This window comes from Erwinia billingiae Eb661, assembly GCF_000196615.1.
In the GTDB taxonomy this organism is placed as follows: domain Bacteria; phylum Pseudomonadota; class Gammaproteobacteria; order Enterobacterales; family Enterobacteriaceae; genus Erwinia; species Erwinia billingiae.
On sequence record NC_014306.1, the window covers coordinates 1914024 to 1940695 of the forward strand.

23 protein-coding genes are annotated in these 26672 nt (G+C 57.0%); 14 read left to right on the forward strand and 9 right to left on the reverse strand.

The window, feature by feature from the left end:
• Window positions 1–237: 237 nt before the first annotated feature.
• Window positions 238–861, forward strand: a complete 624-nt coding sequence (gene emtA / locus EBC_RS10365) for a membrane-bound lytic murein transglycosylase EmtA (protein ID WP_371732187.1) — start codon at window positions 238–240, stop codon at window positions 859–861.
• 53 nt (window positions 862–914) lie between these two features.
• On the opposite strand, the gene EBC_RS10370 is transcribed toward emtA, so the two are convergent.
• On the reverse strand, window positions 915–1652 hold the full coding sequence (locus EBC_RS10370) for a flagellar brake protein (RefSeq protein WP_013201739.1): 738 nt from the start codon (window positions 1650–1652) through the stop codon (window positions 915–917).
• Window positions 1653–1837: 185 nt separating this feature from the next.
• Here EBC_RS10370 and EBC_RS10375 point away from each other — a divergent pair, with 185 nt between their 5' ends.
• Window positions 1838–2086, forward strand: a complete 249-nt coding sequence (locus tag EBC_RS10375) for a GlsB/YeaQ/YmgE family stress response membrane protein (RefSeq protein ID WP_013201740.1) — start codon at window positions 1838–1840, stop codon at window positions 2084–2086.
• A gap of 62 nt (window positions 2087–2148) precedes the next feature.
• Here EBC_RS10375 and EBC_RS10380 read toward each other — a convergent pair whose 3' ends face one another.
• The 3 genes from EBC_RS10380 to treA all read right to left on the reverse strand — a co-directional run bounded on the left by EBC_RS10380 (window position 2149) and on the right by treA (window position 7557).
• Entirely contained in the window at window positions 2149–4266 is a 2118-nt protein-coding gene (locus tag EBC_RS10380; protein ID WP_013201741.1) for a TonB-dependent siderophore receptor, read from the reverse strand.
• A 226-nt stretch (window positions 4267–4492) separates the two neighbouring features.
• Window positions 4493–5770 carry an MFS transporter gene (locus EBC_RS10385; protein WP_013201742.1) on the reverse strand — a complete coding sequence of 426 codons (1278 nt, stop codon included), beginning with the start codon at window positions 5768–5770 and terminating at the stop codon, window positions 4493–4495.
• A 119-nt stretch (window positions 5771–5889) separates the two neighbouring features.
• Window positions 5890–7557 carry an alpha,alpha-trehalase TreA gene (gene treA / locus EBC_RS10390; RefSeq protein WP_013201743.1) on the reverse strand — a complete coding sequence of 556 codons (1668 nt, stop codon included), beginning with the start codon at window positions 7555–7557 and terminating at the stop codon, window positions 5890–5892.
• A gap of 410 nt (window positions 7558–7967) precedes the next feature.
• Here treA and EBC_RS10395 point away from each other — a divergent pair, with 410 nt between their 5' ends.
• From EBC_RS10395 to glnT, 9 genes are all read left to right on the forward strand, one after another.
• Window positions 7968–8858 (forward strand): ABC transporter substrate-binding protein, encoded by an 891-nt coding sequence (locus EBC_RS10395; protein WP_013201744.1) that lies wholly within the window; start codon window positions 7968–7970, stop codon window positions 8856–8858.
• The gene (locus EBC_RS10400; RefSeq protein ID WP_013201745.1) at window positions 8858–10522 is read left to right on the forward strand and encodes an FAD-dependent oxidoreductase; all 1665 of its coding nucleotides are present in this window, start codon (window positions 8858–8860) and stop codon (window positions 10520–10522) included. Before EBC_RS10395 ends, EBC_RS10400 begins: the two co-directional genes overlap by 1 nt.
• Window positions 10510–11292, forward strand: coding sequence for an SDR family NAD(P)-dependent oxidoreductase (locus tag EBC_RS10405; RefSeq protein WP_013201746.1), 783 nt, complete (start codon window positions 10510–10512; stop codon window positions 11290–11292). Before EBC_RS10400 ends, EBC_RS10405 begins: the two co-directional genes overlap by 13 nt.
• On the forward strand, window positions 11289–12059 hold the full coding sequence (locus EBC_RS10410) for an amino acid ABC transporter ATP-binding protein (RefSeq protein ID WP_013201747.1): 771 nt from the start codon (window positions 11289–11291) through the stop codon (window positions 12057–12059). Before EBC_RS10405 ends, EBC_RS10410 begins: the two co-directional genes overlap by 4 nt.
• Before the next feature lie 88 nt (window positions 12060–12147).
• Window positions 12148–13065: an amino acid ABC transporter permease gene (locus EBC_RS10415; RefSeq protein ID WP_013201748.1), complete on the forward strand. Its 918-nt coding sequence runs from the start codon at window positions 12148–12150 to the stop codon at window positions 13063–13065.
• Window positions 13066–13122: 57 nt separating this feature from the next.
• Window positions 13123–14196, forward strand: a complete 1074-nt coding sequence (locus EBC_RS10420) for an LLM class flavin-dependent oxidoreductase (RefSeq protein ID WP_231853711.1) — start codon at window positions 13123–13125, stop codon at window positions 14194–14196.
• A complete protein-coding gene (locus EBC_RS10425) occupies window positions 14186–15352 on the forward strand; it encodes an aromatic ring-hydroxylating oxygenase subunit alpha (RefSeq protein ID WP_013201750.1) in 1167 nt (388 codons plus the stop codon). Before EBC_RS10420 ends, EBC_RS10425 begins: the two co-directional genes overlap by 11 nt.
• A 9-nt stretch (window positions 15353–15361) precedes the next feature.
• A complete protein-coding gene (locus EBC_RS10430; protein ID WP_013201751.1) occupies window positions 15362–16348 on the forward strand; it encodes an aldo/keto reductase in 987 nt (328 codons plus the stop codon).
• 12 nt (window positions 16349–16360) lie between these two features.
• Window positions 16361–17728, forward strand: a complete 1368-nt coding sequence (gene glnT, locus EBC_RS10435) for a type III glutamate--ammonia ligase (protein WP_013201752.1) — start codon at window positions 16361–16363, stop codon at window positions 17726–17728.
• 56 nt (window positions 17729–17784) lie between these two features.
• On the opposite strand, the gene EBC_RS10440 is transcribed toward glnT, so the two are convergent.
• Entirely contained in the window at window positions 17785–18423 is a 639-nt protein-coding gene (locus EBC_RS10440; protein WP_013201753.1) for a TetR/AcrR family transcriptional regulator, read from the reverse strand.
• Window positions 18424–18511: 88 nt separating this feature from the next.
• Between EBC_RS10440 and EBC_RS10445 the strand changes: the two genes are divergently transcribed.
• The gene (locus EBC_RS10445; RefSeq protein ID WP_013201754.1) at window positions 18512–19513 is read left to right on the forward strand and encodes an alpha/beta fold hydrolase; all 1002 of its coding nucleotides are present in this window, start codon (window positions 18512–18514) and stop codon (window positions 19511–19513) included.
• Window positions 19514–19569: 56 nt separating this feature from the next.
• Here EBC_RS10445 and EBC_RS10450 read toward each other — a convergent pair whose 3' ends face one another.
• The 3 genes from EBC_RS10450 to EBC_RS10460 all read right to left on the reverse strand — a co-directional run bounded on the left by EBC_RS10450 (window position 19570) and on the right by EBC_RS10460 (window position 21740).
• Entirely contained in the window at window positions 19570–19995 is a 426-nt protein-coding gene (locus EBC_RS10450; protein WP_013201755.1) for a DUF3830 family protein, read from the reverse strand.
• A gap of 16 nt (window positions 19996–20011) precedes the next feature.
• Window positions 20012–20491, reverse strand: a complete 480-nt coding sequence (locus EBC_RS10455) for a cucumopine synthase-related protein (RefSeq protein ID WP_013201756.1) — start codon at window positions 20489–20491, stop codon at window positions 20012–20014.
• A gap of 235 nt (window positions 20492–20726) precedes the next feature.
• Window positions 20727–21740, reverse strand: a complete 1014-nt coding sequence (locus EBC_RS10460) for a LacI family DNA-binding transcriptional regulator (RefSeq protein WP_013201757.1) — start codon at window positions 21738–21740, stop codon at window positions 20727–20729.
• A gap of 260 nt (window positions 21741–22000) precedes the next feature.
• Between EBC_RS10460 and ascF the strand changes: the two genes are divergently transcribed.
• Entirely contained in the window at window positions 22001–23461 is a 1461-nt protein-coding gene (ascF, locus tag EBC_RS10465) for a PTS cellobiose/arbutin/salicin transporter subunit IIBC (RefSeq protein ID WP_013201758.1), read from the forward strand.
• Between the two features lie 14 nt (window positions 23462–23475).
• Window positions 23476–24906 carry a 6-phospho-beta-glucosidase gene (locus tag EBC_RS10470; RefSeq protein ID WP_013201759.1) on the forward strand — a complete coding sequence of 477 codons (1431 nt, stop codon included), beginning with the start codon at window positions 23476–23478 and terminating at the stop codon, window positions 24904–24906.
• A gap of 57 nt (window positions 24907–24963) precedes the next feature.
• Here EBC_RS10470 and fumA read toward each other — a convergent pair whose 3' ends face one another.
• The gene (gene fumA / locus EBC_RS10475; protein ID WP_013201760.1) at window positions 24964–26610 is read right to left on the reverse strand and encodes a class I fumarate hydratase FumA; all 1647 of its coding nucleotides are present in this window, start codon (window positions 26608–26610) and stop codon (window positions 24964–24966) included.
• Between the last annotated feature and the right edge of the window lie 62 nt (window positions 26611–26672).

Here is a 26672-nt window from a genome sequence, read left to right on the forward strand (position 1 = left end):
TTGCAGGCAGCGCGAAAAAAAAGTCGCCTTCAATCACAATCTGTGTGATTTTTATCCACTTCGAAAGGAATTTTTTTACGCCACTGACGGTCCAATACCCCTGATGATGACGAAAAGCATACGTGAAGTCACCCGCAAGCGCGTCAAATTCAGAGTTTCGGTAATTTTCTTTTGTCCGGCGCACGCTATTGTAAGGCGCGAGGCTAAGGCTCAGAGGATGAAAACAGCGTGAGAAAAGTGAAAACGGTTGCGATACTGGGCGTGTTACTGCTGGCGGGATGTGCCAGTGAACCGCATAAACAAACAATAACTCAGCAGCAAACGCCGTTAACCCAGGCGCCGCCAGAAAAGGTGGCTCAGGCCTGGTCGATGTTCACGGAGAGCGCAGCAAACAACTACGGGGTCGATCCAAAGCTGGTAGATGCCATTATTTCAGTCGAATCGGGCGGCAATCCAACGGTAGTCAGTAAGTCGAATGCCATTGGATTGATGCAGATTAAAGCCTCAACAGCAGGCCGTGAGGTGTACCGGGTTCAGGGAAGAAGAGGGCAGCCAAGCAGTAAAGAGCTGCGCGATCCGGTGAGGAACATTGATATCGGTACGGCCTATCTGAAGATCCTACAGGACCAGTCGCTGGCCGGCATCCGCGATCCGAAAACCCTGCGTTACGCCACCATCGTGTCGTATGCCAACGGTGCCGGTGCGTTGCTGAGAACCTTCTCACGCGATCGGGATCAGGCGATTGCAATGATTAACTCAATGTCGCCGGAAGAGTTTTACCAGCACGTGCAGAATAAGCATCCTGCCGCTCAGGCACCGCGTTATCTGTGGAAAGTGACCACCGCTTACCGCACCATCTAAAGGGTCCGGCGTGCTGACTGCCCGGCACGCCGCCTGTTCTTCAGGTCGGCAATCTACTGGAAGCGAGTGGCTTTATCGCGCGCCAGGCGCTCAAGAGAAAAAATCACCTGCTGAAGCGAACGTTCTTCGCCCGCATTTAATGAACTGAAGCGGAAGCTCAGACGTGGGGTGACCACGGTTTCATTCTTATTGCCGACAATGCTGCGCTTACCGACGTTGATCAGATACGCATCCACTTCAAAACGGCCATATTCCCCCAGCTCAACGCGCAGCTTCTTAAACTGCTCGCCACCGTGCAGCCCTTCCGGGATCGGCGAATCGCCCAGTACGCCAATGCCGCCGAGTGACAAATCCTGCAGACGCATCCGGCCTTCGCCGCTGCCGTCGGGCCACTGCACGTAGCAATAAAATATCGGGTCAAGCGGGGCATTCACGCGGAAAAATTCCCGCCGTTGGATCATCCACAGAATATCTGGCAGGTCGGCACCAAAGGCGGGCAGGCCATCAAACTTATCGTCAGTCAGCGTGCCGAGAGCGAATTCGACCTTCGCCCCGTGCGTTTCCGCCGTCAGATGCAGGTCTTCGGCGTCCATCGCCAGCTGGTTTTCATGATCGTTACTGCCCAAATCGAGCACCATCCGATCCTTGTCGGCATCCAGCAATTTGGTAATAAACTGGCCACGCGCGTGAGAGACCAGGATTGGCGTCTGATTTTTCATCAGATTCTTCAATACCGCCAACACCGCCAACGGGCCGCGTTTCAGGTACTGTTCATTATCGTTATCTTTCACATTCCACTCCGGTTGACTGCCAGAAAACACGCTTTGAGCGGTGATACGTCGAAGTATCGGCATCTCAGCGTGACGCTTTAGGGCTGAAACAAAAAAAACTGACAAAAAGTTTAGATTTAAATCACAGAGTTAGAATCCTGTCCTATACTATTCCCGTCTAATCAGTAAGTAACAAGGAGCTGTAAATGGGAATTTTATCTTGGATCATCTTTGGTCTGATCGCAGGGATTATCGCTAAGTGGATTATGCCAGGTAAAGACGGCGGCGGATTTATCATCACCGTGGTTCTCGGCATCATCGGTGCTGTGGTCGGCGGCTGGATCAGTACGCTGTTCGGCTTCGGCAGGGTAGACGGGTTTAACTTCGGCAGCTTTGTTGTCGCGGTGATCGGCGCGATTGTGGTGCTGTGGATTTACCGTAAAGTGAAAAGCTGACCAGCGATGGGCAGTAAAGGAAAGGGAGACGATATCGTCTCCCTTTTTTTATGGCTGGCGGATTAGAAATCGTAGCCGACGGTCGCCACCACGGTGCGCTCTGCGCCCCAGTAGCAATAACCGGTGCCGTAACAGGCCGAGACGTAATCACGGTCAGTCACGTTATTGGCATTAACCTGCACAAACGCGCCTTTCAGGCTGCTGTTCCAGGCGCCAAGATCGGCACGCACAGAAGCATCAAACAGCGTGGTGGAGGGCAGACGGGTGGTGTTTTCGTTATCCGCCCACTGCTTGCCGATGTAACGCACACCGGCACCGACGCTGATACCCCAATCCAGCTGGTATTTCGCCCAGGCCGAGGCCATGGAGTTTGGCGTAACGTACGGCGTGTGGCCGTCGTTGCCATCCACAGAATCCTTAAAGCGCACGTGGTTCATGGTGTAGTTAGCAATGGTGCTCAGACGAGGCGTGATCTGGTTATGTGCTTCCAGTTCAAACCCTTGTGAATGCACCTTACCGGCAGGCTCATAATAGGAACCGACCACAACGCGGTTACCCACGTCTTTCTGCGTCAGATCGTACACCGCAACCGAGTAGAGATCGGACGTGCCGTTCGGCTGGTATTTCACCCCGGCTTCATACTGCTCGGAGGTGGTTGGCTTCAGCAGATTGCCATCTTCACCGGACAGTGACTGCGGCGTAATGGCCTGGCTGTAGCTGGCGTACGGCGAAATGCCATTGTCGAACGCATACAACAGGGCAGCACGGCCACTGACGTGGTCGTCCTGACGACGGTTTTTGGTGCTGGTGGAGTAATCATCCGTTTCCGACACGATGCGGTCATAACGGCCAGAGAGGTCGAGGTGCCATTTCTGCCAGGTCATTTCATCCTGCAGATAGACGCCGGTCTGGTAATAACGACGCTGCGAATCGGTAAAGTCATAGCTCAGACGATCGCCGACGGCCTGGCCGGTTAAGGCGTTCAGCTGATTTGCATAGCCGCTGGCATCGCTCAGATCGTTCTTGTACTGGTGGTATTCCCCGCCGAGCACCACTTTGTGATCCACTTCGCCAGTGGCGAAATCGGCTTCCAGCTGGTTATCAATGGCGTACGCATCCAGCGAGGAGCGTGAACCGGAGTAGTAGCGGTTCAGCAGGTTCGGGTTAACGGCGTCCCAGCCAATCTGATAAACCTGATCGAGGTCGACGTTGGAGTGGGAATAGCTGGCGTTAGAACGGAACGCCCAGGTGTCATTAAAGCGGTGAGCGAATTCGTAGCTGTAAATCTGCTCGTTACGCTTGAACTGATCCAGCGAGCTGTCGCCGTCGTAGAAACCGTTGCTCAGCTTGCGGCCGTTATGTTCGGTAATGCTGCCATCGCCCGGCACGGCACCGTGATAGCCACCTGACGGGTCTTTCTGCAGATAGGCACGCAGCAACAGCGAGGTATCTTCATCCGGCTGCCACAGCACGGAAGGGGAGATGGCATATTTTTCTTCCCGGGTGTGATCGTACTGGGTGTCACTGTTGCGGGTGATACCGGTCAGACGAAACGCCCACTGATCGTTGATCGCATTGGTGTAATCAAAGGCGGCGCTGTTGGTGGAATTGGTGCCGGTAGAGGCACGGAAGTGGCCTTCAGGCGTGAACTGTGGACGCTTGGAGGTTTCCATCACCAGTCCACCCGGCACGGTCTGACCATACAGGGCAGAAGACGGGCCTTTGATCACATCGATACGGTCCAGGAACCAGGGATCGACCTGCAGGACGTTATAGCTGCCCGGATCGCTCATCAGACGCAGGCCATCGAGGAAGATGTTATCAACATCCCCACCGTGGAAGCCGCGCAGAGAAACGGTGTCATAACGGGTTGCGGCACCGGCGAAGTTAGTAAAGGCACCGGCGGTATAGTTCAGCGCCTGGTTAACGTCCATCGCGCCCTGGTCTTCCATCTGCTGACGGGTAACCACGGAAACGGACTGGGCGGTGGTGATCAGCGGACGATCGGTTTTGGTTGCGCCTTTGCTGGTTTTAGCCGTGTAACCCTCTGTTGGCGTGGTCGCCGTTTCTGCGGGTTGCGCGGTAACGACCAGCGTCTCGGCCGCAAAGGTGAAAGCAGGTGTAGCCAGAGCGATGGAGCAAAGCAAAGCAGAACGCTTTAAAGAAAAAGCCATTCTCATTGTCAATTCCCTTACAAAATGCGAAGAAAGGTCCGCCGACGCTGTTACAGTGAAAGACGCGTCGTGACGGTAATGTAAAGATATATGATAATCTCAATGAGAATTATTATCTTTCCGTAACATACTTTCAAGCATTGAATTTGCTTATCTATTCACTTGCAAAAATAAGGGAATTATATCGCCGGCAGGAGAGGCCAGCGGAGCGCGCCGCTGGCTTGAGGTGAGTCTAAGGCTTGAGGTCGTGCAGATGATCGTCGCGGTTTAGCGTCAGCAGCGCCAGCGCACTGATCGCCCCGGTGATCATCACATACCACGCTGGTATATAGATATTTCCGGTTTGTTTGATCAGTCCGGTGATAATCAGCCCGGCACAGCCGGAGAAAACGGCGTTAGAAAGTGAATAGGCCAGGCCCAGGCCGGTATAGCGAATGCGGGTAGGAAACATCTCGGCCAGCATCGCCGGACCGGGACCGGCAATCATCCCCACTACCGCACCGGCTATCAGAACGGCTAATCCTTTCAGCCAGAGCGCGGCGTCCGGTTGCTGCAACAGGGCCAGCAGTGGGTAGCTAAACAGGACCACCACCAGCATCGCCAGTAGCATAATACTGCGCCTTCCATAGCGATCGCTGAGCCTTCCCGCCGGTAAAATGGTTAACGCAAAACCGACGTTGCCCAATACGGTAGCCAGCAACGCCTGCTGAAAACTGGCATGCAGTGCGGTCTGTAGCCACGAGGGCATCACCACCAGGAAGGTGTAGCCCGCGGCTGACCAGCCCATCATTCTGCCGATACCCAGTACGATGGCTTTCACAACTGAAGACAGCGGCGCGGGTTCAAGCTTCTGCGCTTGGGCAAAGGTGGGCGGCTCTTCCAGCTGTGACCGCAGCCACAGCGCCACCAGCCCCATCGGTAACGCCAGCAGGAAGGGGATTCGCCATCCCCAGCCTTTCAGCTGTTCAGGCGTGAGCAGCGCCGACAGCAAGGCCACCAGACCGGCACCCGCCAGTAACCCCAGCGCGACGGTGAAGGACTGCCACGCGCCGTAGCGTCCGCGTTTTCCCGCCGGGGCAAATTCGGTCATCAGCGCCACCGCGCCACCAAATTCCCCGCCGGCGAACAGCCCTTGCAGCATCCGCAGCAGGGTCAGAAGCAGCGGTGCCGCCACGCCGACGGTGGCATAAGTGGGCATCAGTCCAATCAGAAAGGTCGCCAGCGTCATCAGCAGCAGCACCGCAATCAGCGTCGGCTTGCGGCCGATGCGGTCGCCGATGCGGCCAAAAATCATCGCGCCAATCGGCCGACAAAAGAAGGCCAGCGCAAAGGCGGCGTAGGTGAGGATCAGGCTGGTCAGGTCGCTCTCACCTTCCAGATGGAAAAAGTTTCCGGCGATAACGGTCGCCAGAAAGCCATACACCGCGAATTCATACCATTCAATAAAGTTGCCAACCGATCCGGCAATTAACATTTTTTTCTCAGGGAAGCGAGAGTCAGTGGTCTGCATAAAGGGAGGTCCTGGTGAGGGGGTTAACGCAGAGTGCCTTTAATAGTCACGGAAGAACAATAGGATAGGGTTATCACCGCGGCTGCCGGTTGGGCCGGCAGCCGCGAGGGTTGCAACGCTTACTGCGTTTTCGTTATATCACTCACGTTATTACAGGTGCTGTTTTTCGGGCAGTAGAGGTCCATCAGCTTCAGCGTCACGCCGTTGGTCCAGCCGAAACCATCCTGCAACGGATATTCACCGCCGCCACCGCCACCGAGCCCTTTACCTTCCACCACATATTTTTCGACCAGCTTGTGTTCCTTGTCATAGGTGGCCTGCACGTTCTGCAGGAAGCGCATGCCGACATCCTTCGCCAGCGCCTGCTTACCATAATTATTCAGTCCCTGAACCGCCGCCCATTGCAGCGGTGCCCAGCCGTTTGGCGCATCCCACTGCTGACCGTTGTTGACGTTGGTCGTTGCCAGTCCACCTTCTTTCAGCAGCTGGGACTTCACCGCGTCAGCAGTGCGGGTGGCGTGCTCTTCCGTTGCCGCCTGCAGATACAGTGGGAACAGGGTGGCCGCCGTCAGCTGAGGACGGATGGTGGCTTTCTGCCAGTCATAATCGGCATAGAAGCCCTGCTTATTGTCCCAAAGGTAGCGGTTGATCGCCGCCTGACGTTTCTTCGCCAGCGCGTCAAATTTCTTCACCGCATCGTCGTTTTTCGTCACTTTATTGGCGCGCGCCAGCGTTTGCTCCAGATGGAACATCAGCGCATTCAGATCGACCGGAACAATCCGCGTGGTATGGATGGTGGAGAGATCGCCCGGCTTATCAAACCAGCGCGAGCTGAAGTCCCAACCGGAGGCGGCGCCGGCACGCAGATCGCGGTACAGCTCAGCTTTATTGCGGTTGTTGGCCTTCTGCGCGGTGGCGATGTCATCCATATAGGATTCGGTACGCGGTACGTCGCGGGCGTCCCAGTAGCGGTTCAGCAGCGTGCCATCCTTCAGCTTCACCACCCGTTTGCTGGCCTGGCCCGGCTTAACGCTGTCGGCGTCCGCCATCCAGTAGTTGTACTCTTTCTGCAGCTCAGGCAGGTATTTGCTGTAAGCGCTGTCGCCCTGATGCTGAGCCAGCAAATCGACCATCATGCTGAAGAACGGCGGCTGCGAGCGGCTGAGGTAATAGCTGCGGTTACCGTTAGGAATATGGCCGTAGGTATCCAGCTCGTGGGCAAAGTTTTCCACCATATCCTGCACGCGATCCCAGTGGCCGCTCTCGGCGAGGCCGAGCATGGTGAAGTAGCTGTCCCAGTAATAGACCTCGCGGAAGCGGCCGCCAGGCACCACGTACGGTTTCGGCAAGGGCAGCAACGAATCCCACTGGCTGGCCTGCTGCGTCGAGCGGGTCAGCACCGGCCAGAGGCCATTAATGTGTTCGCGCAGGCTCTGTCCGGACGGCGGAACATACTTTTCACCGGCAGCCGGCAGGGTAAAGTTAGCCTCAACAAAATGGCGTAAATCAAAGTTGCTCTGTTTCTTCTGCATCTGCCAGTCGGCCAGAATCGACGTTGGATTGCTTTTAGGCACGGCATCGGCAAAGGTTTTTTGATCCGGGTAGAGTTTCGCCGCCTGAACCGCATGGAACAACGGCCCCAGCCGGATATCGGGTGGCTGAGGTGCACTACTCAGCAGATGTTGCCCGGCATCATTCTCTGCCGCATAGCCCGTTTGTGTCAGCGCTGCGACCATTAACGGCAGCACCAGAACCGCTTTCCATTGACGCTTCTCAACTCTCTGCATAGGTAGTTCTCCATGTCCAGACGATGGCTGTCTGTAAGTTATTGACCCTGAAACAAACTTTAGACGACTTTCTTTGGTCCTACATCGGCTATGCCGCGAAATGTGAACTGGTCAGGGTTTTGCACTGACCGAATCCATCGCTTAAACGGCGGCACGCTGCACCAGCAAATGATCTCCCCTGCACCGTTGTGGTGATAATTTGAGCGCTGAATTTCTGCTCACTCTGCCCTTATCGCAGGCAAACCCTTGTGCTGCTGTTAATTAATTAGTTATTTAAAAAATGGCATAAGGCTTGCAAAACTGATGCTGAGAACATCAGCCGGAAGTCGGGGCAACGTTCTGATTCACTTATTGCTTTTTTTATCATCAGGGCCTTCAGGCGACTCGCCTAACTATCCGGAGTTAAAAGCATGAGAATAAAAACACTGTTGTTAAGCGCCGTGACCGCCTGCTCCCTTGGCGCTTTTTCTTTGTATGCGCAGGCGGCCGACACGCCGCTGGCGATGGATGCTGCACTGCATGCGCAGCTGCCCGACAAGATCCGCAGCAGTAAAACCCTCAATCTGGTTACCGACGCGCACTATCCTCCCTGCGAATCCTTCGCGGAAGACAATAAAACCATGGTCGGATTTGAACCTGACCTGTGGAACGCGCTGGGTGAGGTGTTGGGCGTGACGGTGAAGCCGGTCTCAATCGACTTTGCCGGCCTGATCCCCGGCGTGAAAAGTGGCCGGTTTGATGTGGCGATGGAGTGTATTTCCGACAGTCTGGAGCGTGAAAAACAGGTGACTTTTGTTAACTACGCCTATGCCACCAGCGAGGTCTACACCCTGGCAACTGAGACAGCCATTAAATCGGATCCTCTGACGCTCTGTGGCCTCAAAGTCGGCTTGCAGACCGGTACTGATTTCGAACATGCCATTAACGAAATTTACTCCCCGAACTGCAGCAAAAATGGCAAGCCTGACATTCAAAAAGTGACGCTGGCGTCGGCGGATGCGGTGCTGCTGGCACTCTATTCTGGCCGGGTCGATTTCGTCCTGAATGATGCGGCGTCCGTCGATGACATTAAGAAGAAGGCACCGAAGCCGATCCGCACGGTTTCCATGCCGCTGATGCCGAAATACTACCTGGGCATTGTTGTCGCGCATGAAAACAAACAGCTGGCTGACGTGCTTCTGAAGGCAATGAACGTGCTGATTGCCAATGGCACCTACAACAAGGTGATGGACAAATGGGATCTCGGTCCGATGAAACTGGAAAAACCGGGGATTAACCTCACCAGCACGACGCCGCTGTAATGTCGGTCAATTACGCTGACGAAACCCGGCACTGTGATGTGCTGGTGGTCGGGTCAGGAGGGGCAGCACTGAGTGCTGCCCTGCGGGCCGCTTCAGCCGGACTGTCGGTGATCGTGGCCGAAAAATCGGCCTGGCTGGGCGGCACCACCGCCATGTCGGGCGGAGCCACCTGGGTACCGGCGAATCATCATGCCAAAGCCGCCGGACTGGCTGACTCGCCCGAAGAAGCACTGCGTTATCTCACCGCCAGCGCGCCGGAAGGCTGGGCAGCAACGGAATCCGAACTCTGGCAGGCGTTTGCCGAAAGCGCAGGGGAGATGCTGCAGTTTATTGAGCGTCAGACGCCGTTACGATTTGCCCTGACCCCGGAGGCCGACCCGCTGCATCACCTGCCGGGTGCGAAAGCGCAGGGACGGATGGTCGCGCCTCTGCCGTTACGTGCCTCAACGCTGCGGGGCCGACGATGGGCGATTCGGCCTTCGCCACTGCCGCAGCTGTTTACCTACCACGAAACCATCGGGCTCGATATCTGGCATCACCCGCTGCGCGAAAGCCTGCGGATGGCGCCAAAACTGGCCTGGCGGGCGTTAACCCGTACGCGAACCAAGGGCGCAGCATTGATCGGCGGCCTGCTCGAAGGCTGTCGGCGTCTGGGCTGCCAGGTGGAAACGCAGGCCCGGGTGGAAACGCTGGTGACCAGCGACGCGGGTCGCGTGACCGGCGCGTTGATCAATCAGGAAGGCAGATTATTGCAGATCCTCACCACGCGCGGTGTGGTGCTGGCCTGCGGCGGTTTTGAGTGGGACGCGCAACGCCGGAACCTGCACTTCCCAGGCAATACCGATTTTATCGCCAGCCCGCGCAGTAACAGCGGTGATGGTCATCGCATGGCGGAAGCGATTGGCGCGCAGCTGGCACATATGGATCAGGCGACGATCGGCGGCGGCATCCCCAGCCGCTATCTGGGGGAGTCGTATGGCCTGTCGGTGTTTTTTCAATACGAGCCGGATGCCATCCTGGTCAATAAGCGGGGCCAGCGTTTCGTCAATGAATTCACCTTTAACCTGGGAGAAGCGCTGGATGCCCGCCAGCCGGATGGCAGCCCGGAGCAGCTGCCGGTGTGGATGATTGCCGATGGCGGTTTGTTGCGCCGTTCGCCGCTGCTGCGCTATTACGCATGGCGTTCCCGCGGTTGGCTGCGCAAGGCACCGACGCTGACCGCGCTGGCGGCGCAGATAGCGATACCGGCAGAGGCTTTAACCGCCAGCGTGACCCGCTTTAATGGCTTTTGTCTGGGGGGCGAAGACGGTGATTTTCAGCGTCATCTTTCGTCTGCACACGGCAAAAGCGATAAGCGACTACGCGGCGGATTACTGCCAATTGAACGCGCGCCGTTCCTGGCCATCCCGTTTAACCGCACCTTTCTGGCCACCAAAGGCGGTCCGCGCACCGACCGCTATGGCCGGGTAATGCATAAAAACGGCAGCGTCATTCCGGGGCTGTTTTGCGCCGGCGTGGCGATGGCCAATCCGATCGGCACGCGTGCGGTGGGTGCGGGCACCACCCTTGGGCCAAATCTGACCTGGGGCTACATCTGCGGGCGGACGCTGGCGGAAGGCGTCCCGGAAAATGCACAAACGGAGGCACTGCCATGCACGGCTTAGCGGGAAAAACGGCGCTGGTGACCGGCGGCTCGAAGGGCGTGGGCCTGGCGATTGCGCAGGCGCTGGCACGGAATGGCGTCAATATTGCATTACTGATCCGCGCGGACAGCGCAGCGGCAGAAACTGCGGTGGCTTCACTGCGGGAGCTGGGCGTGAAGGCCGGTTACTGGTTGGCGGATATGACGGTGCGGGCGGAGGTGGTGTCCGTGCTGGAAGCGATGCGCGACGCGTTGGGTAACATTCAGCTGCTGGTCAACAATGCGGGCAGCACCGCGCCGGCACCGTTGCTTTCCCTGACCGATCGGCAATGGCAGCAGGTGGTCAGCGCCAATCTTACCGGCACCTTTGTGGTGTCCACCGAGGTGGTGCGTCGAATGGCCGGCGGCGGCGTGGTGATCAATATCGCCGGGGCGTCGGCCCACCGCTGTTATCCGGGAGCCGGTGCGTATGGGCCTTCCAAGGCGGCGGTGGTCAATCTCACCCAGCAAATGGCGCTTGAATGGGCGCCGTCCGGGATCCGCGTGTGCGGCGTCAGTCCGGGGCCGATTCGCCCGGCAGGAACCGGCTGGCAGCAGCACGAACCTGAACTGGCTGAAGAGGTCAGCCGCCTGCCGCTCAAACGTGCCGGCACGCCGGAAGAGATTGCGCAAACCGTCTGCTTTCTGGCGTCCGATGCTGCCAGCTATATCACCGGGCAGATGCTGCTGGTGGATGGCGGCGGTGCCAGCACCTGGTATATGACTCAGACAGCGTCAGGAGGAACACCATGACAGCGCAAGTGGCAGTGGTAGAGGCACTCCAGGTCAGAAAATCCTTTAGCGGCGTCGAGATCCTGAAAGGGGTCGATCTGACCATTGAGAAAGGCGACGTGGTCTGCCTGATTGGGCCATCCGGTTCCGGTAAATCGACCTTTTTACGCTGCATCAACCATCTGGAAAAAATTGATGGTGGCGCGCTGTACGTCGAAGGCGAGATGGTCGGCTACCGGCGGCAGGGCGATCGGCTGTACGAGTTAAAAGAGTCAGAAGTGGCGCGCAAGCGTCGTCAAATCGGCATGGTTTTCCAGCGCTTCAACCTGTTCGGCCATATGACCGCGCTGGAGAACGTGATGGAAGCGCCGATCACCGTCAAAAAAATCCCGCGCGCGCAGGCACAAAAAGAAGCCGAAGCGCTGCTCGATCGGGTTGGGCTCAGCCACCGCTATCATGCTTATCCATCGGCGCTATCGGGCGGCCAGCAGCAACGGGTGGCGATTGCCCGCGCGCTGGCAATGAAACCCGGCCTGATGCTGTTCGACGAGCCGACGTCCGCACTGGATCCCGAACTGGTGGGCGAAGTGCTGGACGTGATGCGCGTGCTGGCGCAGGAGGGCATGACCATGGTGATCGTCACCCACGAAATGTCATTTGCCCGTGAAGTGGCGTCAAAAGTGGCGTTTATGGACAACGGCGCGATCGTCGAAACCGGTGCGCCGCAGGCGATATTTAGCGCGCCGGTTCATCCGCGAACGCGGGATTTTCTCACGCGAATTTTGTAATCGATTGAGCAGGGATTGTGTTGACGGATCCGCGCTCGTAGTGTTAATTAATCGATTAATTAATTCGACTTTCTGCAGGGATCCTCCCATGCGTAACGAAAAGAGAATTGCGATGACAGAGAACCACCAGGCGCTTAACGACACCCGACTGCGGGCCAGTAAAGAGAATCCTTACCCGCATGACCAACTGAAGGTGGTGCCTTCGCGCTATGTCGGCCGCTGGATATCGGCAGTGGTGATTGTGGTGCTGATTGCGCTGGTCGCCGAGTCGATGATAACCAACCCCAACTTTGGCTGGGCGACGGTGGGGAAATACCTGTTCTCGCCGACCATCCTCAGTGGACTGGTTACCACCAGCTGGTTAACGCTGGTCATTATGCTGCTGGCGATTGTGCTGGGCGTCGTCATCGCGGTGATGCGGCTGTCGACTAACCCGTTGCTGTCTGGCTTTAGCGGCGGCTGGATTTGGTTCTTCCGCGGCACGCCGGTGCTGGTACAGCTGATCTTCTGGTACAACCTGGCGGCGCTCTATCCGACGGTAAATATCGGCATTCCCGGCGTGTTTTCCCTGTGGCAGGGCAGCATGAACGACCTGATCACCCCATGGACGGCGGCAATCCTCGGCCTGGGGCTGAACGAGTCGGCCTATATGGCGGAAATTATTCGCGCGGGGATCTCCTCGGTCGATGACGGTCAGCAGGAAGCCGCTCGCGCGTTGGGCATGACCAAAAACCAGTATTTAAAACGGGTGATCTTACCGCAGGCGGTGCCGTTTATTATTCCGCCGACCGGCAACCAGATTATCGGCATGCTCAAGACCACCTCGCTGGTCAGCGTGATCTCACTCTCCGACCTGCTCTATTCGGCGCAGGCCATTTATTCACGAACGTACGAAAATATTCCGCTGCTGATTGTGGCGTGCATCTGGTACCTGGTCGCGACAACGCTGCTCAGCGCTGCGCAGACCCGCATAGAAAAACATTACAGCAAAGGTCGGGTGAGGTAACTCACCGTGGGTCAGTTTGTCCGGGGAAAACGTATGAGACTGGGTTTATTTAACTTGATGTCTTTTAAGGATAACGCCCGAGGTCTGCAAGGGGTTATTCAGGACACGCGCGAAATGATTCAGCTGGCAGAAGCCATCGGTTTTGACACCGCCTGGTTTGCTGAACACCATTTCACCAATTACTCGATCAGCGTGTCGCCACTGATGATGGCGGCACATATGGCGGGATACACCCAACGCATCAAACTGGGGACGGCGGTGATCGTACTGCCGCTCTACCACCCGATGCGCATTGCGCAGGAGATCGCGCTGGTGGATCGGCTGACCGACGGTCGGCTGGTGCTGGGCATTGGCAGCGGCTATCAGGCATGGGAATTCGATCGTTACGGTCTGGATGTGGACGCGCGAACCGATCGGCTGCTGGCGAACTGGCAAATGGTCAGCGATGCCCTGACCACGGGACACACCCAGTCAGCCGATCGCCACGGTGCGCCGCTGGTGACCGATTTTCTGCTGGATACGCTGCAAAAGCCGCTGCCGCCGCTGTACATCACCTCGACCAATCCGTCGGTGCTGAAGGCTTTCCAGCCGTGGCAGGCAACGCCGTTTATGACCGCCGGTTATCGCGGTACGCACAAGCTAAGGCAGACGGTGCGCGATGCCCGAGCCGGCTGGCAGGCGGCGGGTCTCAACGGCGATATGCCGGTGGCGATCCAGCAATACATCCACGTGACCGACAGCCGCAGCGAAGCGCGTGAAGCTGCAGACCGTGCGATGTTCGTCGCCAGGATGATCGTCGCGCTACAGGGTGACACCCAGGTCAGCGCGGAAGCGTTTATCGACGCGCCGCCGTTCGTCGGGGAGCCGACGCTGGACCAGGTATGTGACAACCTGATGTTTGGCGATGCGGAAACGGTGGCCGAACGCATTCTCAGCGAAGTGCGTGAAATCCGTCCCAGCCACTACAACTGCTTTTTCCAGTTTGGTGATATGCCGCTAGCCCGGGCACGCCGTTCGCTTGAGCTGTTTGGCGAACGGGTGATCCCGCTGCTGGAGGCGGAGTTAGGCCGCATTACCGTCGATTTTAATCCTGCACTGTCAGGCCATCAGGGGGGAGTTTATGCAAACTGAAACGAAAATAGACTGTCGTTATGACGACGGCGAAGCGATTGCCCGGCAGATCCTGGCGCAACAAAGCGACAATGCGGCGAGGGCCGAAACCCTGCCGGCGGAAGCCTACAACAGTGACGCGTTCTTCCGTATTGAAGCGCAGAAGGTACTGCGGGAGGACTGGCTGTTTGTCGGCCATGTGGCGCAGCTGCCCAATGAGAACGACTACTTTACGCTGGATGTGATCGGCGAGCCGCTGCTGGTGGTGCGCAATGCACAGGGCATCCGCGTGATGTCCAACGTCTGCCTGCACCGCTGGGTGCCGATCGCCAGCGGCAGCGGCAATTCGCGGGTCTTCGTTTGTCCGTTCCACAACTGGAGCTATAACACCGAAGGCAAACTGACCGGCGCACCGTCGATGCAGCAGGCAGAAGGTTTCGATCGCCATGACTGCCAGCTGCCGCAAATCCGCCATGAGATCGTCGCCGGCATGATCTTTATTACCTTCTCGGCAACCCTGGCACCGTTAAGCGATCGTCTGGGGCCGCTGGTGCCGGTGCTGGAAAAATACCACCTTGCGGATCTGCACTGCGCTTTCACCCTCGATTACGACTGTCCGTTCAACTGGAAGATGGCAGTGGAAACCTTCATTGAGTGTTATCACCACGCCGGCGTACACCGTACCACGCTGGAAGACAGCTTCCCGGGTCGCCTGACCTGGATAGGTGAAGACACGCCGGGCTGGACCGTTTGCCATCAGCCGCTGCGCAAAAACGGCGATATCAGTGAAATCATGACCGCCGGGCTGGAGCCCTTCGGCGGGCTGGAAGGCGATGATTTACGGCGCAGCGATCTGCTGCTGCTGTATCCCACCTGCCTGATGTCGCTGAATCCTGACCGGGTGACCATCAACGTCATTCTGCCGGTCAGCAAATCGATGTCGGTCTGGCATCGCGTGGTGCTGGTGTCGAAACCGGCGGCCGCGCGCAGCGACTTTGCGGATACCGTCGAACGGATGCGCGCGGGAGTGATGACCATTGTCGCCGAAGATCTGGAAATCAACGCCGAACAGCAGCGCGGCAGCCGCTCGCAGCTGGCCCGGCCTGGACGGCTCAGCCATCTGGAAACGTCCGTCTGGCATCTCGCCAACTATCTGAAACGCAAACTGACCGCCTGAGGAACTGCGATGAGAACCCTGAAGCTGGGCCATTCCGGCCTGGAAGTGTCTGCCCTCAGTCTGGGCTGTGTCACCTACGCGCCGCCAGCGGCCAGCGGCTACAGCTGGACGTTTGACGAAGAGCAAAGCCGCACCTTTATCCGTAAAGCGCTGGAGCTGGGGATCAACTTTTTCGACACGGCGAATATCTACGCCAAAGGGGCCAGTGAAGAGGTGTTGGGCCGGGCGCTGAAAGATTTCGCTAACCGCGATGAGGTGGTGATTACCAGCAAACTCTATAACCCGATGCGTAAGGGGGCCAACAGCAAGGGCCTGTCCCGCAAGGCGATTTTCGCCGAGTGCGACCACAGCCTGCGCCGTCTCGGCACCGATTATATCGACCTGTATCAAATTCACCGCTGGGATTACGACACCCCGCTGGAGGAGACGCTTGAGGCGCTGCACGACCTGGTGAAGGCCGGCAAGGTGCGCTATCTCGGCGCGTCTTCGATGTATGCCTGGCAGTTCAGCAAGGCGTTGCAGGTGCAGAAGTATCACGGCTGGTCGCGCTTTATTGCCATGCAGAATCACCTCAACCTGCTGTACCGCGAAGAAGAGCGCGAAATGCTCGACCTGTGCGCCAGCGAAGGGGTGGGCGTCACGCCGTGGAGTCCGCTGGCGCGCGGCAGGTTAACCCGACCGGTTGAGGCGCAGCAAAACAGCGAGCGCGGCGGCAAAGATTCTTATGCGGAATTTCTCTACCGGGCAACCGAAGAGGCGGACCGTCGGGTGATTCAGGCGGTGACGGCGGTGGCGACAGCGCGCGGCGTGTCGCAGGCGCAGATTGCGTTAGCCTGGCTGTTCACACGCAAAGCCGTGGCCTCGCCGGTGATCGGCGCGACGAAATTTCTCCACCTTGAAGAGGCGGTCGCCGCCAGTGAATTGACCCTTACTGCGGAGGAGATCGGCCAGCTTGAAGCGCCGTATGTCCCGCACCCGATCGTTGAACACAGTTGAGGCAGGAAGAAGATGAAAACAGCCGGAGAGATCGCAGAGATTAAGCAAAGCCTGAAAGCCAAAGGCGTGGAATATTGCATTGGTGCTTACGTGGATATTCACGGCGTACCCAAGGGCAAAGTGGTGCCGATTGAGCATCTCAGCCATATGGCGGAGGGCTCGGAACGCTATACCGGCTACGCGCTGGATGGCCTCGGGCAATTGCCGAACGAAGATGAACTGACCTCGGTGCCGGATCTGGACCATATCATCCAGCTGCCGTGGGAGCCGAAAATCGCCTGGATGCCGGCGGATAACCACTTCCAGGGCAAACCCTATGCGCTGAATACCCGCGTGGCGCTGCAAACCGTGTTGAAGCAGGCCAACGAGATGGGATTCGGCTTTAACCTGGGAATTGAATGCGAAATCTATCTGCTGAAGCGCAATGAAGATGGCTCGCTTTCCGTACCGGAAAAAGACAATAAACTGACCAAGCCGTGCTATGACCTGCAGGGCTTCGTCGACCAGTTTGCCTGGCTGGATAAAGTCTCCAGCACCATCAACGCGCTGGGCTGGGACCTCTATTCGCTGGATCACGAAGATGGCAACTCCCAGTATGAATTCGACTTTAACTATGCCGATGCGCTGACCTCCTGCGACCGGTTTATCTTCTTCCGCTTTATGGCCAAGCACTACGCCAAAGAGATGGGGCTGGTGGCCACTACTATGCCGAAACCCTTCTCGGATAAGACCGGCACCGGTGCGCACTTTAATATGTCGCTGTATGACCTGAAAACCGGCGATAACCTGTTCAAACATCAGGCCGGCAGCAGTGACGATCCCTGGGGACTGGGGCTGAGCGAAACCGGCTATCACTTTATCGGTGGCCTGCTGAAGCATGGCCGATCGTTGTGCGCCGCTTTCGCCCCGACGGTGAACAGCTATAAGCGTCTGGTGCGTCAGGGGGCCATGAGCTATTTCAGTTGGGCACCGGTGTTTAACTCCTGGGGATCGAACAACCGGACCAATGCGGTGCGCGTGCCGGCTGGTGGCGGTCGCTGCGAGTCGCGCAATGCCGATGGCGCGGTCAACCCGTATCTGGCGGCCACGCTGGCGCTGGCGGCTGGTCTGGAAGGGATCCGCGAAAAAATAGACCCACGTCAGCCCAACGAGGACAACCTGTACGCCATCAGTGAAGAAGAGCGCAAAGCACGCGGCATCGACTTCCTGCCGCAGAACCTGCTGGAAGCGGTGGAAGCCTTTGACAGCGATCCCTTTATTGAAGCGACGCTGGGCAAGGCGCTGAAGGATGAGTTTGTGAAGTACAAATTGCAGGAGTGGAACAGTTATCACCTGCATGTCAGCCAGTGGGAGATCGACCGTTACAGCACGATTTTCTAGCGTTAACGGGGGCGATCTGCCATTCGGCCGATCGCCCTCAGGCCATTAAGGCCTGATCAGACTGGCCGGGGTTCTAACTGCTCGAAGACAAAATTGCGCATCACCTGGATGGCCTGTTTGTATTTGAAGTTGGGGAACATCACGTTGCGGAACAGCACGCCATCAAGGAAGGTGGAGATCAGCATCGCCATATCGGCCGGATCCACTTCGCGGAAGGTGCCGGCAGCAATCCCCTGTTTGATGGTGTTTTTCAGGATCACCGACTCCTTCTCGTAAAAGGTCTTAATCGCTTTATCGATAGAAGGAATGCGGCCGTTGGTGCTGGAGTAGTCGAGGCTGATTTTTGCCAGCTTCTGCAACAGATGGAACTGAGAAATATGGATTTCAATCCATAAAAACAGAATGTCTTTGGGGCCGTTATCACTGCCAATCACGTTGTCGAATTTCTGGAAGGCATTGGTCACCGCGGTTTCGATCACCTTCACAAACAGATCTTCTTTCGAGCCAAAGTAATAATAAATCAGCGCGGAATTGAGGCCGGTGGCGGTGGCAATATCTTTGATTCTGACCGAAGAGTAGTTTTGATGGGCAAACAGTTCGAAGGCGGAAGATTGCAGCAGTTCAGCCACTTCGCTTTGGGATTTCTTGGCTTTTCTGCTGCCGGTCTCGCCGGTGGAGCGTGCTGCTTCCTTCATTCGTTGCCCCTTTGAGCCTAGCGTAAACCACACGTGTAATTAAGTTAACTGATTAATTAATCATATCATAGTCACGGAGAGAGTGGACATGAGCGAACGGAGATTTCATCCGCTGGGCAACCTGCCGTTGCAGCAGGGCGGCGTCCTCAACGACGCGATGATTGGCTGGCGCGCGTTTGGCGAACTGAACGCGGCCAGGGACAATGCCGTAGTGCTGTTTAGCTACTATACCGGCAGCGACGAAAGCTATTTGCCGTTGATTGGCACGGGCAAGGCGCTGGATCCGGCCCGCTGGTATATTGTGCTGATCAATATGTTCGGTAACGGTATCTCTACCTCGCCAGGTAACTCGCAAACGCAGCCAGGCAGCCAGTTTCCGCCGGTCACGCTGATTGATAATATTACGGCGCAGTACGATCTGTTGATCAATACGCTGGGGATTACGCAGATTGCCTTAGCCAGCGGCTGGTCGATGGGGGCTATGCAGGCCTGGCACTGGGCTGCCGCCTGGCCGGCGCGGGTGCGCAACCTGCTGGTGGTGTGCGGAACGGCGCGCTGCTGGCCGCTCAATCATCTGTTCCTCGACGGGGTAAAAGCCGCGCTACAGGCGGATGAAAGCTGGCAGGGCGGAAATTACCGTTCTCCGCCGCTGAAAGGGCTGGCCGCCTTTGGCCGGGTCTATGCCGGTTGGGCTTACTCGGCGCAGTTCTTCCGCGAGCACCTTTACCAACAGCTCGGCTTCGCCAGCCAGCAAGCGCTGTTGCAGTATTGGGAAAGCGATCATCAAAACTGGGATGCCAACGATTTGCTGGCGATGCTCTACAGTTGGCAGCAGGCCGACATCGGGCAGTTACCCGGCTACCAGGGGGATTTTAGCGCGGCATTACAGGCGGTCACAGCCAGAACCATCGTCATGCCGTGCGACACCGACAGCTATTTTACGCTGGAAGAGAGCCGGCTGGAGTGCGGGCAGGTTGGCGGTGAGTTCAGGCCGATCCATTCACCGTTTGGACACTGTGCCGGCGCGCCGGGTCGGGTAGCGGAAGCGTCAATGCAGATTGATCAGGCGATGCGCGACCTGTTGGGGTGAATTCGCGGCGCTGATTTTCAGTACGGATAAAGGGCCGGCGATCCCGGCCCGAAACGTTAACCAATAATACTGAGTTCCACCACCCGGCCCTGATCGAACCAGGTTTCCAGGCCGGTCACGCGCAGTTCCAGCGCGCCTTCCACCACTTCACCAATATACGAAATTGGCAGCGGCTCATCGGCGGTATCATCGCCATACACCACACAAAACTGCTGACGAGGGCTGTAATAACAGACCGCGCCGGTCACCTTGCCATACTGCTCGCGGCGCAGTTTGCCGACGTCTTCGGTTTTATATTTGTTTTCCCAGGGGGCGACGATCGGCATGGTGAAAAACACCATATCGCCAATCAACTTACCGTGCTGCAGGATGCTTTTCATCGGTAGCTTTTCGCGCAAAACGTTGCACAGATTCGGTACTTTATCGTCCCACACTTCAATCACGCAGACTTTCTCGTCCGCCACAGTCATTTGTAATTTCATCGTTGCTCCAGGCGTATCAGGCTTTGACGCGGCGGAAGCCGTCACCCAGCCCCCAGGGAAGAATAAAGTCGACCCACATATGCAGGCGGTTGGCCCAGGAGAGGGCCGCATGCGACAGGCGCACCAGCTCGTCCAGGCTCTGACATTCGGCCGCCACATGGACATAAGTGTGCAGCAGCTTTGCGGCATCCGGCAGGCTGACGAAGTCAAAGAAGTCGGCCTTGTAACCGATGATCTCGGTGATGATCATCTGCAGGGTTTTCAGATCTGCGCTGTCTGGATGGTCTTCCGCCACGCGGATCAGGCCCCATAACATCTCATCGGCCAGCGTGCGGGCTTCGCCTTCGGCAAAAATAATGGTGCTGAGATACTGCCCGCGCGCACCGGTGCCGCGTGGTACTTCACCGCGGCCAAGCGCCGCAATTTCAGCGGGCTGCTCAAACCAGATTTTCTCTCGCTGCTGATCGAAAAGCGCGATCGCGTCATCAACCGTCATAACTTTTCTCCTGTGGAGTGGTGTCGTTATAACCCTGCCCGAAATCTGGCACGGACCCGATTAATTAATCGAGTAATTAAATTTTGCAAAGTTTGTGCCAGAGCTGACTATAAATTAATCAGTTAATTAACAGTGGCTTGGCGGCAGGGAAAATAACAAGCAGGAACAGCGTGCTGTATGGCAGTGCGAATGCACCAAAACAGGCGGCGGCAGACCGGGAGCCCGCCGCCCGCCGCTAGCGGAAAGGTCCGTCAGCGACCGAATCCCGGACGATCATCTCGGAGACAAAGGTGTTTTGCTTGGCTAAATAGCCGCCATCGAGCATCGAAATGATCTGGCCGATCACTTCGTTGACCATCTCTTTGACCGGATCTTTAACGCTCGACAGGGCCGGGATCAAATAGGCGGCGGTCGGGATGTCATCGAACCCCATTACCGACACCTGGGCAGGTACCGCCAGGCCGGCCTGATTGAGTTTTTTCATCGCCCCGATCGCCATTTCATCGTTACTGGCCAGCAGGGCGCTAAAGTCGGTTTCGTTTTTCAGCAAGGTTTCCACCGCGGCCGCGCCGCTGGCGGGCGACCATTTCCCGCTCACGATCAGCTCGTCGCTGATCGGCAGGGCATGATCCGCCAACGCCTGCTTATAACCGGACAGGCGTTCCAGCGCGGTAGGGGAGTCCAGCGAACCGGTGATAAAGGCAATCTGCCGGTGACCGCGTTCAATCAGATAACGGGTGGCATTAAAGCTGGCGCCTTTATGGTCGCAGCAGATGCAGTGACTCTGGTGCTGGCGCAGTTTACGGTTCACCACCATCAGCGGCTTATTGTCTTTATCAATCAGCCGGTCCAGCGCATCCACCGATAAAAAACGCGGATAGATGATGATCGCGTCACAGCGTAGATCGTGCAGGAAATCAATCGCTTCCAGCTCTTCCTGCGCGCTGTTTTTGCCATCGACCAGCAATAGCTGGCGGCCGTTGGCATCGAGCTTTTTGGCCGCCTGCGAGATCAGTTCATTAAAGTAAGGGCCGTTATACAGGGTGTTGGTGACCACCAGGCCAATACACATTGATTTGCTGGTGGCCAGATTGCGTGCCAGCAAATTAGGCCGGTAACCGGCTTCTTCAATGGCCTTGTAGACCTGATCTTTGGTCTGCTGGCTGACGTAGCCTTTACCGGAAAGCACACGCGAAACCGTGGCCTTTGAGACGCCTGCTTTGGCTGCCACTTCCTGCATTGTTGACACAGGCCCCTCCTGGAAGAGTCAAAATGAAGCGTCATTCTACACATTCTGCAGACCACGCGATGAAATACCCGCTAATAACGATCGCTGTCACAAATTCAGATCGCCATTTACCAAATTGATTGAAGTTTAGCCCTGAGTTGAACATTCTCGTGTGAAACCGGTTACCTATTTTTCTCAGCGGTGCAGATTAACGGCCAACAAGAGACCGTGCTCCTGCAGCCTGAACGTCTAACCCTATGAATTCTGGAGAATAGTTCCTGATGGCCAAGAACTTTGCACCTCTGGCGCAGTCGATAGTCGCTGCGCTGGGCGGCGTGGACAATATCGCCGCCGTGACCCATTGCATGACCCGTTTACGCTTCGTGGTTGTTAACGCTGCCCAGGTGGATACGGCGGTGTTGAAGTCACTGACCGGCGTGATGGGCGTGGTAAGCAACGACACCCAGTGCCAGGTGATCATTGGCAATAACGTCTCTCAGGCTTATGCCGAAGTGCAGAAACTGCTGCCCGCCGACGTCGCGGCAAAAGAGATCGCCAGCAGCAACAAGAAATTCTCCTTTAAGCGCATTGGTGCGGGCATTCTCGATGCGCTGATCGGCACCATGTCACCGTTAATCCCGGCGATTATCGGCGGCTCGATGGTCAAGCTGCTGGCGATGATTTTGGAAATGTCCGGTGTCTTTACCAAGGCCGATCCGACGCTGGTGATCCTCAATGTTATCGGCGATGGCGCCTTCTTCTTCCTGCCGGTGATGGTCGCTGCCTCGGCGGCGGTTAAATTCAAAACCAATCTGTCGCTGGCCATCGCTATCGCCGGGGTGCTGGTGCATCCGGCCTTTATCGATTTGATGGCCAAGGCTGCCCAGGGGCAAAAAGTCGAGTTTATTGGCCTGTCGGTGACGGCGGTGAAATACACCTACACGGTGATCCCCGCACTGTGCATGACCTGGCTGCTGTCGTATATCGAACGCTGGGTCGATCGCATCACGCCGGTGGTCACCAAAAACTTCCTTAAGCCGATGCTGATTATGCTGATCGCCGCACCCATCGCCATCGTGCTGATTGGGCCGTTGGGCATCTGGATCGGTACCGGGATCTCTGCCGTGGTTTATACCGTGCACAGCTACCTTGGCTGGCTGTCGGTGGCGATCATGGGCGCGGCCTGGCCGCTGCTGGTGATGACCGGTATGCACCGCGTGTTCACCCCCACCATTATTCAGACCATTGCCGAAACCGGTAAAGAGGGCATGGTAATGCCGTCGGAAATCGGGGCCAACCTGTCGCTGGGCGGATCCTCACTGGCCGTCGCGTGGCGCACCAAAAACCCGGAGCTGCGCCAGACGGCGCTGGCTGCGGCGGCGTCCGCCATTGTGGCCGGCATTTCCGAACCCGCGCTGTACGGCGTGGCCCTGCGCCTTAAGCGCCCGCTGATTGCCTGTCTGATCAGTGGCTTTATCTGCGGCGCCGTGGCCGGAATTGGCGGCCTGGCCAGTCACTCAATGGCCTCGCCGGGCCTGTTCACCAGCGTGCAGTTCTTTGATCCCGCTAATCCGATGAGCATTGTCTGGGTGGTCGGCGTGATGGTGCTGGCGGTAGTGGTCTCGTTTGTTACCACCTTACTGCTCGGCTTTGAGGATATCCCGGTTGACGCGCCGCGCACCGCACAGAGTAAGCAGAGTGATGCCGTACCAGCGGCGTCCCTTGCCGTAAAAACACCCTGATAGAGAGGAAAGTCATGTCAGCAACACAGTTTCCCGACGGTTTTTTATGGGGCGGCGCATTAGCCGCTAACCAGGCCGAAGGCGCAAGTTTTGAAGGTGGAAAAGGGCTGACGACGGTGGACGTCATCCCGCATGGCACGCATCGTCTGGCGGTCAAAGTCGGATTAGAAAAGCGCGTTGCGCTGCGTGAGGATGAGTTTTATCCCAGCCATCAGGCGATCGATTTTTACCATCGTTACAAAGACGATATCGCACTGATGGCCGAGATGGGCTTCACCGTGTTCAGAACCTCCATCGCCTGGAGCCGCATCTATCCAAACGGTGACGAGTTGGAGCCCAATGAAGCCGGCATCGCCTTCTATCGCGATCTGTTTAATGAGTGCAAAAAACACAACATCGAACCGCTGGTGACGCTGTGCCATTTTGACGTGCCGATGCATCTGGTCACCGAATACGGCTCATGGCGTAACCGCAAGATGGTGGCGTTCTTCGCCCGTTATGCCCGCACCTGTTTTGAAGCTTTTGACGGGCTGGTGAAATACTGGCTGACCTTCAACGAGATCAACATCCTGCTGGCCAGCCCGTTCTCCGGTGCCGGACTGGTGTTTGAAGAAGGTGAAGACCCGTCTCAGGTGAAGTATCAGGCCGCGCACCACGAGCTGGTGGCCAGCGCGCTGGCGACCAAAATCGCCCATGAAGTCAATGCGGAGAACCAGGTGGGCTGCATGCTGGCCGGCGGAAACTTCTACCCCCGGACCTGCAAGCCCGAGGACGTTTGGGCCGCGCTGGAGAAAGACCGCGAAAACCTGTTCTTTATTGATGTGCAGGCGCGCGGCGCGTATCCGTCCTATACCCGTCGTCTGTTCGCCGAGAAAGGCATTAGCGTGAAGATGGAAGAGGGTGACGGCGAGCTACTGAAAAATACCGTCGACTTCGTGTCCTTCAGCTATTACGCCTCACGCTGTGCTTCGGCCGATATGAACGAGAACAACAGCAGTGCCGCCAACGTGGTGAAATCGCTAAAAAACCCGCATGTTCAGGTCAGCGACTGGGGCTGGGGCATCGATCCGCTCGGACTGCGTATCACCATGAATATGATGTATGACCGTTACCAGAAACCGCTGTTCCTGGTGGAAAACGGCCTCGGGGCCAAAGATGAGATTACCCCTGAGGGCGAGATCGTCGATGACTACCGCATCAGCTATCTGCGCGAGCACATTAAAGCGATGGGCGAAGCCATTGCCGATGGCATTCCGGTGATCGGCTATACCTCATGGGGCTGCATCGATTTGGTGTCGGCGTCCACCGGCGAAATGAGCAAGCGCTATGGCTTTGTCTATGTCGATCGTGACGACCAGGGGCAGGGAACGTTAGCGCGAACCCGCAAGAAATCCTTCTACTGGTATCAGAAAGTGATTGCCAGTAACGGTGCGGATTTGAGTTAGTTCAGGCAAAAAAAAGTGCCCTTGCTCTGGAAAGAGAAGGGCACCGGTCAGGCCAGCTTACTTAACGCATTTCGCGCACTGTTCCTGATGGATCTGCTGGAAGAAATCGTTGCCCTTGTCATCGACAAGAATAAAGGCCGGGAAGTTCTCCACTTCGATTTTCCAGATGGCTTCCATACCCAGTTCCGGGTACTCCACACACTCCAGGCTCTTAATACTCTGCTGCGCCAGCACCGCTGCCGGGCCGCCGATGCTGCCCAGGTAGAAGCCGCCGTGTTTCTGACAGGCATCGGTCACCTGCTGGCTGCGGTTGCCTTTCGCCAGCATAATCAGGCTGCCGCCCGCTTCCTGCAGCTGATCGACATACGAATCCATACGGCCTGCGGTGGTCGGGCCCAATGAACCGGAAGCATGACCTTCAGGGGTTTTGGCCGGACCGGCGTAATACACCGGGTGATCTTTAATGTACTGCGGCAAACCTTCACCGTTATCCAGACGCTCTTTCAGCTTAGCGTGGGCAATATCACGCGCCACGATAATGGTGCCGCTTAACGACAGGCGGGTTGAGACCGGATGCTGAGAAAGCTGATCGAGGATCTCTTTCATCGGACGGTTCAGGTCGATATGCAGTACGTCGCCTTCGCCCTGCTCGCGCAGTTCCTCAGGGATATATTTGCCTGGGTTATCTTCCAGCTTCTCAATCCAGATGCCTTTACGGTTGATCTTGGCTTTGATATTACGGTCTGCGGAGCAGGAGACGCCCATGCCCACCGGGCAGGACGCGCCGTGACGCGGCAGACGCACCACACGGATATCGTGCGCAAAGTACTTACCGCCAAACTGCGCGCCAAGCCCCAGCTGCTGCGCGGCAACCAGTAACTCTTCTTCCAACTGCACATCGCGGAAGGCCTGACCGTGCTCGTTGCCTTCGGTTGGCAGCCCGTCGTAATAGTGGGTGGATGCCAGTTTGACCGTCTTCAGGGTGCTTTCTGCCGAGGTACCGCCAATGACAAAGGCGATATGGTACGGCGGGCAGGCAGCGGTGCCGAGGGTCAGCATTTTACCGATCAGGTAATCTTTCAGCTTCGCCGGACTCAGCAGGGCTTTGGTTTCCTGATAGAGATAGGTCTTGTTGGCTGAACCGCCGCCTTTGGCGATGCAGAGGAACTTGTATTCATCGCCATCAACGCTATAGAGGTCGATCTGCGCCGGCAGGTTGGTGCCGGTATTGATTTCTTTATACATATCCAGCGCCACGGTCTGGGAGTAGCGCAGGTTGTCTTCAATATAGGTGTTGTAGACGCCCTGAGATAACGCCGCTTCGTCACCGCCGCCGGTCCAGACACGCTGGCCTTTCTTGCCGCTGATGATCGCGGTGCCGGTATCCTGGCAGGTTGGCAGAACGCCTTTCGCGGCGATCTCCGAGTTTCTCAGAAACTGTAACGCCACATAGCGGTCGTTTTGACTGGCTTCCGGGTCGGCCAGCACCGCAGCAACCTGCTGCTGGTGGGCAGGACGCAGCATAAAGGAGGCGTCATGGAAAGCCTGCTGCGCCATCACGGTCAGCGCTTGCGGGTCAACCTTCAACACTTCCTGACCATCGAACTCGGCAACGGAAACGTGATCCGCCGTCAGCAGGTAGTATTCGGTATCGTCAGCGGCGAGCGGGAAGGGATTTTGATAGTAGAAAGGTTTATTCGACATTTTTTTCTCACTTAATGACGCGTTGCTGCGTGAGCAACAGGCAATATCATTGGCGACAGCAT